This is a genomic window from Pseudomonas sp. CM25, from assembly GCF_013179705.1.
GTDB lineage: Bacteria > Pseudomonadota > Gammaproteobacteria > Pseudomonadales > Pseudomonadaceae > Aquipseudomonas.
In genome coordinates this window covers 1-12,540 of record NZ_JABMCW010000158.1, presented here as the reverse complement: position 1 = coordinate 12,540, position 12,540 = coordinate 1, and the positions used below count along the sequence as shown (strand labels likewise).

Annotated in this window: 13 protein-coding genes; 3 read left to right on the top strand and 10 right to left on the bottom strand. The window is 63.7% G+C overall.

Annotation, left to right across the window (positions count from 1 at the left end):
• The 8 genes from HP546_RS17005 to HP546_RS16970 form a co-directional block, all read right to left on the bottom strand.
• Positions 1-1,246: 7TM diverse intracellular signaling domain-containing protein (locus tag HP546_RS17005; RefSeq protein WP_372242441.1), on the bottom strand; the 1,246-nt coding region annotated here is incomplete at its 3' end.
• A gap of 135 nt (positions 1,247-1,381) precedes the next feature.
• On the bottom strand, positions 1,382-2,677 hold the full coding sequence (gene purD, locus HP546_RS17000) for a phosphoribosylamine--glycine ligase (RefSeq protein WP_172227635.1): 1,296 nt from the start codon (positions 2,675-2,677) through the stop codon (positions 1,382-1,384).
• Between the two features lie 135 nt (positions 2,678-2,812).
• The gene (gene purH / locus HP546_RS16995; RefSeq protein WP_172227633.1) at positions 2,813-4,420 is read right to left on the bottom strand and encodes a bifunctional phosphoribosylaminoimidazolecarboxamide formyltransferase/IMP cyclohydrolase; all 1,608 of its coding nucleotides are present in this window, start codon (positions 4,418-4,420) and stop codon (positions 2,813-2,815) included.
• Positions 4,421-4,501: 81 nt separating this feature from the next.
• A complete protein-coding gene (gene fis, locus HP546_RS16990; protein WP_003249693.1) occupies positions 4,502-4,822 on the bottom strand; it encodes a DNA-binding transcriptional regulator Fis in 321 nt (106 codons plus the stop codon).
• Complete coding sequence (gene dusB / locus HP546_RS16985) at positions 4,819-5,832, bottom strand: tRNA dihydrouridine synthase DusB (protein ID WP_172227631.1); 1,014 nt, start codon at positions 5,830-5,832, stop codon at positions 4,819-4,821. The genes fis and dusB overlap by 4 nt, the downstream gene beginning before the upstream one ends.
• A gap of 173 nt (positions 5,833-6,005) precedes the next feature.
• Positions 6,006-7,379, bottom strand: coding sequence for a DUF3426 domain-containing protein (locus HP546_RS16980; RefSeq protein WP_172227629.1), 1,374 nt, complete (start codon positions 7,377-7,379; stop codon positions 6,006-6,008).
• A gap of 42 nt (positions 7,380-7,421) precedes the next feature.
• The gene (prmA, locus tag HP546_RS16975; protein ID WP_172227627.1) at positions 7,422-8,300 is read right to left on the bottom strand and encodes a 50S ribosomal protein L11 methyltransferase; all 879 of its coding nucleotides are present in this window, start codon (positions 8,298-8,300) and stop codon (positions 7,422-7,424) included.
• A 279-nt stretch (positions 8,301-8,579) separates the two neighbouring features.
• A complete protein-coding gene (locus HP546_RS16970; RefSeq protein ID WP_172227625.1) occupies positions 8,580-9,035 on the bottom strand; it encodes a MaoC family dehydratase in 456 nt (151 codons plus the stop codon).
• Positions 9,036-9,178: 143 nt separating this feature from the next.
• Here HP546_RS16970 and HP546_RS16965 point away from each other — a divergent pair, with 143 nt between their 5' ends.
• Genes HP546_RS16965 through HP546_RS16955 form a run of 3 tightly spaced genes read left to right on the top strand, consistent with a single transcriptional unit; the run spans position 9,179 to position 10,854 of the window.
• Positions 9,179-9,541 carry a CidA/LrgA family protein gene (locus HP546_RS16965; protein ID WP_172227623.1) on the top strand — a complete coding sequence of 121 codons (363 nt, stop codon included), beginning with the start codon at positions 9,179-9,181 and terminating at the stop codon, positions 9,539-9,541.
• Positions 9,538-10,254, top strand: a complete 717-nt coding sequence (locus HP546_RS16960) for an LrgB family protein (protein WP_172227621.1) — start codon at positions 9,538-9,540, stop codon at positions 10,252-10,254. Before HP546_RS16965 ends, HP546_RS16960 begins: the two co-directional genes overlap by 4 nt.
• Positions 10,255-10,263: 9 nt before the next feature.
• Positions 10,264-10,854 (top strand): LON peptidase substrate-binding domain-containing protein, encoded by a 591-nt coding sequence (locus tag HP546_RS16955; RefSeq protein ID WP_172227619.1) that lies wholly within the window; start codon positions 10,264-10,266, stop codon positions 10,852-10,854.
• Positions 10,855-10,879: 25 nt separating this feature from the next.
• On the opposite strand, the gene HP546_RS16950 is transcribed toward HP546_RS16955, so the two are convergent.
• Entirely contained in the window at positions 10,880-12,196 is a 1,317-nt protein-coding gene (locus HP546_RS16950) for a bifunctional DedA family/phosphatase PAP2 family protein (RefSeq protein ID WP_172227617.1), read from the bottom strand.
• A 3-nt stretch (positions 12,197-12,199) separates the two neighbouring features.
• A partial coding sequence (locus HP546_RS16945; protein ID WP_172227615.1) for a DNA-3-methyladenine glycosylase occupies positions 12,200-12,540 on the bottom strand: 341 nt, incomplete at its 5' end.

Here is a 12,540-nt window from a genome sequence, read left to right as displayed (position 1 = left end):
CCCCGTTCATGGGGGTGCGGATTTCGTGGCTGATCTTGGCCAGGAACTCGGCTTTGGCGTTGATTTCGGCGTCGCTGGCGGCCAGCGCACGGCTGGCGCTGAACCGTTCCTCGCTGATCCTGCGCAGGCGCTCGCTCACCGCCAGGTTCAGCAGCAGGCCGCTGACCACGGTCAGTCCCAGCAGGACGCACAGCAGCCAGGGCGTCGAGGTGCGCGTCAGGCCCAGCAGCGCCGGCAGCAGCACCAGGCCACCGAGGTTGAACACCACCATCGCCAGGCTGAACAGGCGGCCGGGTGGGTAACCTTTGTACCAGTGGTAGCTGCTCACCAGCAGCATACTGACGCTGCCCAGGGCCATCAGGGCGTAGGTCATCAGGTTGAGCGGCAGGGTATCGACGAACAGCAGTACCAGGCCGCTGACCCCGACAACCAGCATTTCGCCCTGCAGCAGCCGGTTCAGCCGTGGCGATTTGCACGGCGAAAAGAAATGCTGGGTGAAATACAGCCCCGCCAGACCGGCCAGTACCAGCGTCAGGTAGGCGGCAGGTGTTTGCGCGCTGTGCCACACGTGCCACCACGGGCCGCTGAGGTTCAGCAGGATCAGACCACTGAGCAGCATCAGGCCGTGGTACAGCGCCAGGATCAGGGTGGTGCTGGAGCGGCTGTAAAGGAAGCGGATCAGGTTGTGCATGATCAGCATGATCAACCCGCCGAACAGCATGCCGAACAACAGTGGCTGGTGCTGGTCCGACGCAGCTTCGGCTGCGGGTTCCAGGCTGATGGCCGGGCGCAGCTGGTGCTCGGAGACCAGGCGCAGGTAGATGTCCAGCGGTTGTTTGCTGTTGGGCAGGGGCAATACATGGTCGCTGCCGCGCAGGGTCGGGCTGGCATTGCCGGGCTGGCGCCCGTGGTGCAGCTGACGCAGAAGCTGGTCGCCCTCTAGGGCGTAGAGGTCCAGGCCGGAAAGGTCGGGGGCAAATACCCGCAGCAGTTGTTCCTGGTCGCCGGGCGCCAGGCGATAGTGCAGCCACAGTGCCTGTTCCGCAGGCGCGGCATCCAGGTCGGCAAGCAGCAGCGGGCTGAACTGGTTGCGGTAGCGCTCGGAACGCACGTCGCTAAGTTGCAGGTTGGCCTGTTCGTCGAGCAGAACGGTCCAGCCTCCGTCATGATCGGCCGCAGCCGGGAACATGCAGAGCAGGGTCAGCAAGCTGACGATCAGAGCTGAGGCAATCCGAAGCCGACGCACTACGAAATCCCTTCTTAGCCGATGTGCCGGGTACTCACTATGCGCGGCGCGCCGAGCCGAAGGCAAGGCCCATGCCGGGCCCTGTCGACGAGCCGGATGCCGTAGGCTGAAAGCGCTACGGCGTTCCGCCAGTGTTTACTGCTGGTGTTCACCGCGCTCGCGGGCGATGGCCCGATAGCCGATGTCGGTGCGGTAGAAGCTGCCGTTCCAGCTTACTTCCCTGGCCAGGCGGTACGCCTGCTGCTGGGCATCGGCAACAGTGCTGCCCATGGCGGTGGCACACAGCACGCGCCCGCCGTTGCTGGTCACTTGGCCATCCTTGAGCGAAGTACCGGCATGGAACACCTTGCCTTCGATCTTCGCCGCAGCGTCCAGGCCGTGGATCACGTCGCCCTTGGCGTAGTCGCCCGGGTAACCGCCAGCTGCCAGTACCACGCCCAGGCTCGGGCGCGGGTCCCATTGTGCTTCGACCTTGTCCAGCGCCTTGGCGAAGGCTGCTTCGATCAGCAGCACCAGGCTCGACTCCAGGCGCAGCATGACTGGCTGGGTTTCCGGGTCGCCGAAACGGCAGTTGAACTCGATGACCTTGGGGTTGCCTGCCTTGTCGATCATCAGGCCGGCGTAGAGGAAGCCGGTGTAGACGTTGTCTTCCTCGGCCATGCCGCGCACGGTCGGCCAGATGACCTGGTCCATCACCCGCTGGTGCACATCGGCGGTGACCACCGGGGCAGGGGAGTAGGCACCCATGCCGCCGGTGTTCGGGCCGGTGTCCTGGTCGCCGACGCGCTTGTGGTCCTGGCTGGTGGCCATGGGCAGCACGTTATGGCCGTCGACCATGACGATGAAGCTGGCTTCTTCGCCGTCGAGGAACTCTTCGATCACCACGCGCGAGCCTGCCTCACCGAAGGCGTTGCCGGCCAGCATGTCACGCACGGCGGCTTCGGCTTCTTCGAGGGTCATGGCAACGATAACGCCCTTGCCCGCGGCCAGGCCGTCGGCCTTGATCACGATCGGTGCGCCTTTTTCTTGCAGGTAGGCCAGCGCCGGCTCGATTTCGGTGAAATTCTGGTAGTCGGCGGTCGGGATCTTGTGACGCGCCAGGAAGTCCTTGGTGAAGGCCTTGGAGCCTTCCAGCTGGGCCGCGCCCTTGGTTGGGCCGAAGCAGTCCAGGCCGCGGCTGCGGAACAGGTCGACCACGCCGATGACCAGCGGCGCTTCCGGGCCGACGATGGTCAGGTCAACGTTTTTCTCGGCGAAATCGGCCAGTTGCTCCAGAGCGCACACGTCGATGGCAACGTTCTCGCACTTGGCTTCAATGGCGGTGCCAGCGTTGCCAGGGGCAACGAAGACTTTCTCGACGCGTGGGTCCTGGGCGACTTTCCAGGCCAGGGCGTGCTCACGGCCGCCGCTACCAATGATCAAAACTTTCATGTCAAAACCTCATGTTTGGCGGCAGTACCGGCCCCTGTGGGAGCGGGTTCACCCGCGAATGCGGCGGTGAATCCAGCATCGCATTCGCGGGTGAACCCGCTCCCACAGGGACCTGGGACCGGCCGGCCATCTTGATTAGTGGCGGAAGTGACGCATGCCGGTGAATACCATAGCGATGCCGGCTTCGTCAGCGGCGGCAATCACCTCGGCATCACGCATCGAGCCACCCGGCTGGATCACGGCGCTGATACCCACTTTCGCCGCATTGTCGATGCCGTCACGGAACGGGAAGAACGCATCCGACGCCATGACCGCGCCCTGCACCTGCAGGCCAGCATGCTCGGCCTTGATTGCAGCAATGCGTGCGGAGTTGACGCGGCTCATCTGGCCGGCGCCGACGCCGATGGTCTGGCGCTGCTTGGCGTAGACGATGGCGTTGGACTTGACGAACTTGGCCACCTTCCAGGCGAATACCAGGTCGTGGATCTCTTGCTCGGTCGGTGCACGCTTGGTAACGATTTTGAGGTCATCGGCGGTGATCATGCCGATATCGCGGCTCTGCACCAGCAGGCCACCGTTGACGCGCTTGAAGTCCCAACCGGCAGCGCGCTCGGCAGGCCACTCGCCGCATTCCAGCAGGCGAACGTTCTGCTTGGCAGCCACTACGTCGCGGGCAGCCTGGGAAATTTTCGGGGCGATGATCACTTCGACGAACTGGCGCTCGACAATGGCCTTGGCCGTTTCGCCGTCCAGCTCGCGGTTGAAGGCGATGATGCCGCCGAACGCCGACTCGGTGTCGGTGGCGTAGGCCAGGTCATAGGCCTTGCGGATGCCGCCTTCGTCTTCCGGTACCACGGCCACGCCGCACGGGTTGGCGTGCTTGACGATGACGCAGGCTGGCTTGACGAAGCTCTTCACGCACTCCAGCGCGGCGTCGGTGTCGGCCACGTTGTTGAACGACAGTTCCTTGCCTTGCAGCTGGATGGCGCTGGAAATGCTGGCTTCGCCTTTCTTGGCCTCCACGTAGAACGCCGCGCTCTGGTGCGGGTTCTCGCCGTAGCGCATTTCCTGGGCCTTGACGAACTGGCTGTTGAAGGTGCGCGGGAACTGGCTGCGCGCTTCAGTGCTCAGGGTGTCCTTGGCCTGGTCGATGGTGCCCATGTAGTTGGCGATCATGCCGTCGTAGGCGGCAGTGTGCTCGAACGCCTTGAGCATCAGGTCGAAGCGCTGGGCGTAGGTCAGGCCGCCGGCCTTGAGGCCTTCGACGATGCCGGCGTAGTCGCTGGCGTTGACCACGATGGCCACGTCCTTGTGGTTCTTGGCAGCCGAACGGACCATGGTCGGGCCGCCGATGTCGATGTTCTCGATGGCGGTCGGCAGGTCACAGCCAGGCTTGGAAATGGTGGCTTCGAACGGGTACAGGTTGACCGCAACCAGGTCGATCGGCTTGATACCGTGCTCGGTCATGATGGCGTCGTCGGTGCCGCGACGGCCAAGGATGCCGCCGTGGATCTTCGGGTGCAGGGTCTTGACCCGGCCATCCATCATTTCGGCAAAGCCGGTGTAGTCGGCCACTTCCACCGCGTTGACGCCGTTGTCCTTGAGCAGCTTGTAGGTGCCGCCGGTGGACAGGATCTCGACACCGAGCTGCTGCAGCTCACGGGCGAATTCGAGGATACCGGTCTTGTCGGAGACGCTGATCAGGGCGCGGCGGACTGGCAGGCGGGTAGTCTGGTCGGTCATTTCGGGTTCCAATAACGCGGTGGATTCAGCAAAAAAGGCGCCTCTGTTCAGGGAGCCGCCTTTTCTGGTTGGGATTCTGGCTTACAACAAGTCGTACTGCTTGAGCTTCTTGCGCAGGGTGCCTCGGTTCAGCCCGAGCATCTCGCTGGCCTTGGTCTGGTTGCCCTTCACGTAGTTCATCACACTTTCGAGCAGGGGCGCCTCGACTTCGGAGAGCACCAGGTTGTACACGTCCGTCACGGTCGCGCCTTCCAGGTGGGCGAAGTAGTTGTGCAGCGCCTTCTCGACGCTGTCGCGAAGGGTCTGGCCCTCTTCGCTCGGCGTGTTGAGGTGCTGTTTCAGGTTGGCGTTGTCGCTCACGGGCGTTGTTCCACTCACAAAATTCTCGGTCATCATCGTCATGCGGCCACCCCTTGTCCGTCCTCTGTCTCAAGGCTCTGTCGACGTTCGGCGAAAAACGCGCGAACGTTGGCGCACTGCGCTTGTGTGTCTTCCAAAGCGTTGAACCGGGAGCGAAACTCCTTGCCGCCGGGTCGTGTCGCCAGGTACCAACCAACGTGCTTGCGGGCGATACGAACGCCCATCACATCGCCATAGAAGGCATGCAGCGCGGCCAGGTGCTCCAGCAGGATGCGTTCCACTTCGTCCAGTTGCGGCGCTGGCAGGTGTTCGCCAGTGCGCAGGTAATGCTCGATCTCGCGAAAGATCCATGGCCGCCCTTGGGCGGCCCGGCCAATCAGCAGGCCATCGACCCCGGTGGCGTCCAGCACCGCCCGGGCCTTTTCTGGCGAGGTGATATCGCCGTTGGCAAAAACCGGGATCGACACCGCCTGCTTGATGGCAGCGATGGTGTCGTATTCGGCTTCGCCCGTGTACAGGTCGGCGCGTGTGCGGCCATGCACCGCCAGCGCCTGGATGCCAGCCTGCTCGGCGATTTGCGCCACGTTCAGGCCGTTCTTGTTCGCCCGGTCCCAACCGGTGCGGATCTTCAGGGTCACCGGCACATCCACGGCGCCGACTACGGCGTGGAGGATTTCGCTGACCAAGGCTTCATCTCTCAATAAAGCAGAGCCTGCGGCTTTGTTGCAGACTTTTTTTGCCGGGCAGCCCATGTTGATATCGATGATCTGGGCACCTGCTTCGACGTTGGCCCTTGCCGCCGCTGCCATCATCTGCGCATCACCGCCGGCGATCTGGACCGAGCGTGGCTCGGGATCACCTTCATGGATGCGGCGCAGGCTCGACTTGCGGCTGTTCCACAGGCTCATGTCGCTGGAGACCATCTCCGACACCACCATGCCCGCGCCCAGGCGCTTGCAAAGTGTACGGAAAGGCTGGTCCGTGACCCCGGCCATTGGCGCGAGGATCAGGTTGTTACGTAGTGTGTATGGGCCGATGCGTACCGCCGACATAGGTGATCCCTGTTGTGGGGCCGAATCTTGGAGTTCGAAAAAGGGTTGGCATGATACCCGCTCTCGGTGACCGGATAAAGATGGATTTGGATAAAATCTGAACAGTTGTCGGCTTATGACATTTGGTACGAACGAGCGCCCGGGGCTGAAAAGCAGCCCCTGCAGGCCTGCCTTTATTCCGGGGAGCGGAAGCTCAGGCTGTAGTTGACGGCCTTGGGGCCCGGGTCGAGGATGTCCAGGGCGATATGGATCGGGGTCTGGCTGGGCATTTCGCCGCGCCCGGCCAGTTCACCGGACAAATACTCGCTGGGCTTGAAGCGCCGGCTGGCGATCAACTGCCCATTCAGGTCGGCAAAGCGCAGTTCCAGCAGCGGAAACGGCTGGGCAAACGGCGCGCGGTTGTAGATGATCGCGTCGACGATCAGCGCACCCTTGAAGTCCGGGTGGCTGCGCACGACCAGGTTGCTGCTCTTGATCCGGGCAATGTCGACGCGCGTTGGCACCTGGCAGCCGACCATCGGGCAGATCTGCTGGAAGAGTGGTCGGTATTGGTCCTGGCGGGCCATTTCGTCGAAGTGGAACCACACGTACTGGAACGCGAGCAGGCCCGCCGCCAGCAAGGTCAGCAGGCCCCACAGCAGGCGCTTGCCCCAGTTGGCGGCAGGCTTTTCCCAGCCCAGTTGCAGCGGATCGTCGACCACATCGACCAGCGGCTCCTTGCGCGATGGCCGCTCAGGTTTGCTGGTCAGGCCTGGTTCCAGGCGCTCGCCCGGCAGCGCTTCGACGGGGTCGTCGTCACGCCCGGACAGGTGAAATGCCATCGGCTCATCGTCGCGGGCACTCAGGCCTTTTTCCGGAATCGTTTCATCAATTTCCCGCAGCGGCTCGCCGGGTTCCTCAGGTTCGTCGATTTCGACGCCGCGGCGAACGGGCGGCTCGTCGTCGATGTCCAGGTCCAGGCTGGCACCCAGGATCGGTTCGGTGCGCTCACCGGCGGCGGGACCCAGGTCCGGCTCCTGCTCAACGTTCGCCGTCTCCAGCAACACGGGCGTGGGTTCTGCGCTGTGCGCCGGCTCGAAGCGGTCATCGGTGGCTGTCCCGAACAAATCGTCGGCATGTTCGTCCGGCTGCAGCTCGTCACGCCGCGCCTGCAAGCCATCGTCCAGGTTGGACGAGCGCGCCGGCGCAGGTTGGCCGCGACGCTCAAGGCGTTCCAGCTCCTTGTCCAGGTCGAGCGCGTCCAGCGCCTGGGCAGTAAGCGCCCAGTCCTGGTCATGGGTGCTACTGCGCTCGCTGATGGCAGGCTTGGCGGGGATCACCGGCTCGACCACCGGCTCGGCAGGCGCCGCAGCAACAGGTGCCGGTGCAGGCACCAGTGGTGCGCTGGCGCTAGCGGTGCGGGTCTGCTCCAGCAACTGCTTGGCGGCATTGAACACCTGCAGGCAGTGGCCGCAGCGCACCACCCCGCGGGCCACGCTCAACTGGTGGTGGGTGACGCGAAAGCTGGTCTGGCAATGCGGGCACTGGGTGACGAAACTGTCGGTCATGCGGCGATCCGGGAGATGTGCAGAAAGGTATTCTAGGCCTGCTTAACGGCGGCGACCACTGATGCGCACCCAGCCGTCGCGCACGACGATCGGGTCCAGCTCGAAGTCGGCAGCGTAGGCCGCGGCAACTTCCTCACCTTGTTCGGCAAGAATGCCCGACAGCGCCAGCAGGCCACCTGGGCGCACCAGCCCGGACAACTGCGGTGCCAGCGATACCAGCGGGCCGGCGAGGATGTTGGCGACCAGCACATCGGCCTGCATTGCAGGCATGTGCTCGGGCAGGTACAGCGCCAGCTTTTCATCGGCAATGCCGTTGCGCTGGGCATTGTCCCGCGAAGCCTCGATGGCCTGCACGTCGATGTCGGTACCGACTGCTTCCCGCGCGCCCAGCAGCAGCGCTGCGATGGCGAGGATGCCCGAGCCGCAGCCGAAGTCCAGCACCTGGGTGCCTTCGATCTGCTGGCCGTCGAGCCATTCCAGGCACAGCGCAGTAGTAGGGTGGGTGCCGGTGCCGAAAGCCAGGCCCGGGTCGAGCAGCAGGTTTACCGCGTCCTTGTCCGGGGCTTCGTGCCAGCTGGGCACGATCCACAGGCGGCGGCCGAAGCGCATCGGCTGGAAGTTGTCCATCCAGCTGCGTTCCCAGTCCTGGTCCTCGATCACCTCGGCCTGATGCTCGGGCAACTCGGCGCCGGTCAGCAGGCGCAGGTGGGAGAACACCTGCTCGGGCTCGGCATCGGCCTCGAACAGGGCCAGCAGGTGGGTGTGCGACCACAGCGGGGTGGTGTTGAGGTCGGGTTCGAAGATCGGTTGATCTTCGGCATCCATGAACGTGACCGAAACGGCGCCCACTTCAAGCAGGGCGTCTTCGTAGGTTTCGGCTTGTTCCGGGCTGATGGCCAGGCGTACTTGCAGCCAAGGCATGGCGGGCACCTTTGGTAAATCGACAGGGGCAGCCCTAGGCTTTGTACGAAAAGTGCCTGCGCGACGATCATGCTGCGTAGAAAACAGGCTCGGAATGCTCATTTGCAACCAGCAAAGTCGGGCGCGACCCCGGCCGTTCCTCGCCTGTTTTCGCCTTGCTTGATCGCCGCTCGGCGACTTTTCGTACAAACCCTAGGCTGCGCGAAGGCTGGCAGTTTACGCGAGTGCGCAGGGTTTGTGGATTGAATCGGGCTGCCGTGCAGTCCGATCATGCGGGGCTCAGACGAAACACAACGACAGCGATTCGGCTATATAAGCAGGCTTCTCATCACCTTCGATCTCCAGCGTGGCAATTGCCTTGAGCAACCATTGCCCTGGCTTCTTCTCCGCCACCTCGGCCAGTTCCACCTTCAGCCGCACCTGGCTGTCGACCTTGACCGGCTGTATGAAGCGCACGCTGTCGAGCCCATAGTTCACCACCATTTTCAGCCCTTGCGGCAGGACCAGGATGTCTTCGATCAGCTTGGGAATCAGCGACAAGGTCAGGAAACCATGGGCGATCGTGCAGCCAAACGGGGTTTTTGCCGCCTTTTCCGGGTCGACATGGATGAACTGGAAATCGCCCGTCGCTTCGGCGAACAGGTTGATGCGCTGCTGGTCGATCTTCAGCCAGGCCGAGCGGCCCAGTTCCTTACCAACGTATTGCGAAAGCTCTGTAACCGGTACATAGGGCATCGCGGACTCTCCGGGTTGTCAGTTGGTACGAAAGTGCAAGATCAGCACGGCCAAACGTTTCAGTCAAGTTGCCTGCTTTTCAGCGAATATCGATCTATCGCGGCGCGTGCTTATAATGACCGCAATGCCTGAGGGAGATGCTTATGCTGTTGCGTGGTTTGACCTGGCTGGTGCTGTTCCAGTTGTTGGGAACGGCGATCAATCACCTGCTGGTGCCTTTTTTGCCTGGGCCGATCATCGGCCTGGTGCTGCTGTTGTTCTTCCTCATGGCGCGCGGTGAGGTCGGCAAACCGCTGAACGAGGCCGCCAGCAGCCTGTTGCGCTACCTGCCGCTGTTGCTGGTGCCGCCGGCAGTGGGGGTGATGGTATACGCCAAGGACATCGCTGCCGATTTCTGGGCCATTGCCGGGGCGTTGCTGATTTCCTGCCTGGCCACCCTGGTGTTCGTCGGCGTGTTGATGCAAAAGCTCATCCACCGCCAGGGCAAGCGCGAGGAGCAGCCATGATGCTGGACTGGCAAGGCACGCTCGACGCGGTCGTTCATCATCCTTTATTCGGTATCGGGATCACGCTGGGGGCCTATCAGGTCGTGCTGGCGGCCTATGAGAAAACCCGCTGGATATTCCTCCAGCCGGTACTGGTGTCGATGTTGCTGGTGATTGGCGTGCTGCTGTTGTGCGGCATCGACTATCGCGAATACCGCAAAAGCACCGAAATCATGAATATCCTGCTGGGGCCCGCCACCGTCGCCCTGGCCGTGCCGCTGTATCTCAACCTGCGGCGTATCCGGCAGCTGTTCTGGCCCACATTTACTACGCTGGTAATCGGAGGCCTGTTCGCCACGCTGTGCTGCCTGTTGCTGGGCTGGTGGTTCGGGGCGGAACACATGATCCTGATGACCATGGCGCCGAAGTCGGTGACCTCGCCGATTGCCATGCTGGTAGCCGAGCAGATTGGTGGCGTGGCAGCCCTGGCGGCGGTGTTCGTACTGATTACCGGGGTGATTGGGGCCATTTTCGGCCCAGCGCTGCTGACACGCTTCGGTGTGCACAGCCCCGAGGCGCGCGGTATGTCGCTGGGCGTGACCGCGCATGCGGTGGGCACTTCGGTGGCCCTGCAGGAAAGTGACGAGTGCGGCGCCTTTGCCGCGTTGGCGATGAGCCTGATGGGGGTGGCCACGGCGGTGTTCCTGCCGCTTGCGGTCAGCCTGGTGGCTTGAGGACTTGAAATGACGCTACCGCTATTTCCGCTCAATACCGTGCTTTTTCCTGGCTGCTTTCTGGATTTGCAGATTTTCGAGGCGCGCTATCTGGACATGATCGGGCGCTGCATGAAGCAGGGCGAAGGTTTTGGAGTGGTGTGCATCCTCGAAGGCGACCAGGTCGGCAAGGCGCCGCCGGTGGTCGCTTCGGTTGGCTGTGAGGCGGTGATCCGCGATTTCGTGCAGCAGGACAACGGCTTGCTGGGCATCCGGGTCGAAGGCGTGCGGCGCTTCAGCCTGCAGAGCACCGAGGTGCAGAAGGACCAGTTGCTGGTGGGGCAGGTGCAGTGGCTGCCAGAGGATCCGGACAGCCCGCTGCAAGAAGCGGACGACGACCTGCTGGCCTTGCTGGTGGCCCTGGGCGAACACCCGATGGTCGAAGCGCTGGACATGCCGCCCCCGGTGGACGGGCGCCAGGCGCTGGCCAACCAGCTGGCGTATCTGCTGCCGTTCATGGAAGAGGACAAGCTGGACTTGTTGACCCTCGACTCGCCGCAGCAGCGGCTGGGGGAGATCCAGAAGCTGCTGGAGCGGATTCAGGGTGAGCTGTTCGCCTGATGATTCTGGGTTACCTGCACCGGCCTCAATACTGATAGCGCAGCAAAGCCTGCGGCAACGCATGCATGGCAAAGAATGCGAGCAACGCAACGCAGGCCGGCAGCACCAGCCACCACACCCGTTGCGGCAACGCCGGCAGGGGCTGGCGATGCTGCACCAGGGTCAGGCTGAGTGCACATACGCAGCACGCCAGCAGGGCGCCGGCCATGATGTCGGTGGGCCAGTGCGCACCCAGGTACACCCGCGACAGGGCAATCGCCAGTGCCGGAATACAGCCCAGCATTACCCAGGTCAGGCGTAGCCGTGGCGGCTGGCCGCGCCCGGCGAGCACCGCCATTACCAGAAAGAACGCAAACGACGCCGAGCTGTGCCCGCTGGGCATGCTGTAGCTGGTCAGCGGATCGCTCAGCACCTCTGGCCGGGCGCGGGCGAACAGCCATTTCAGCGAGCCGTTGGCAATCGCGGTGCCCATCAATGCACCGCCGGCGAAGAACGCATGCCGCCATTGCCGCGCAAGCAGCAGCAGGCCGGTGAGCAGGCCGCCCAGGAAGAACTGGGTGCGGAAGTCACCCAGCCGGGTCACCAGCACCACGGTGCCGTCAATGGCCTGGCTGCGATGCTCCTGCACCAGCGTCATCACACCTTGGTCGAATTCGTGCAGGTACGGCCAGCCGAGGAAAATCCCGGCCAGGGCGAGGAAACTCAGGCCGGCCACCAGTCGCGTGCCGTGACGTTGATCGCGAATGCTGCTGTTCAGGCTCAGGCCGATGATGACCGCCAGGGTGCCGGCGATGATCCCGGCATCCAGCCAGAAGCCTTCAGGCAGAGGCAGGCGCATGGCCGCGCCAGTGGCCCAGCCCGGTAGCAGGTAGGCTACCGACCAGCCAGCGCCGGCCACCAGGCTGACGGCGATGAAGCGTGGCAGGGGCATGTCGAACATGCCCGCGACCATCGGCAGCATCGGCCGCAGCGGCCCGATGAAGCGTCCCACCAGCAGGCTGGCGATACCATAGCGCTGGAAGTAGGTTTCGGCGCTACCGATCCATTCGGGGTGGTGGCGCAGCAGCGGCAGGCGGCGAATGTTCTGGTGGAAGTACTTGCCCACCGTGTACGACAGGGCATCGCCCAGCAAGCCGCCGAGAAACCCCAGCAGCAGCGTTTCACCGAGGGTGAAGGCACCGCTCCCGGCCAGCACGGCTACCGCAAACAGCAGGACAGTGCCGGGCACGACGATGCCGGCGATGGCCAGGCATTCGATGCAGGCCACCAGGAAAATTGCCACGCCAAGCCACTGTGGGTTGGCGCTTAGCCAGCCGGTAAGGCTGTCGAGCCATTGGCCCATGGTTCAGCTTCCTTGTTCGAGAGTGATGAAGTCTTGCCCTTCGACTTGGCCCCGGCGCAGTGGGTTCCGGGTGCAGAAGCGGGCGTATTCGGCGTCGACGAAGCGGTACGGCAGGTGCTCGTCGCGGCCATGCGGGATGCCCAGGCGCGCGGCCTGGATTACCCGCGGTACGGCAAGGCCGCAGTCGTCCACATACAGGCGTTCGGGGTCGAAGCGCTGAGCATCCCAGGCCGGTACTTTAAGGCCCAGGGCTCGGCACAGCAGGGTCTGGCCGGCGCACAGGCGCTCCGCCGGGCGTATTTTGCCGCCTGCGTCGGGGTTGTTCAGTTGCATTTGCGCCAGGC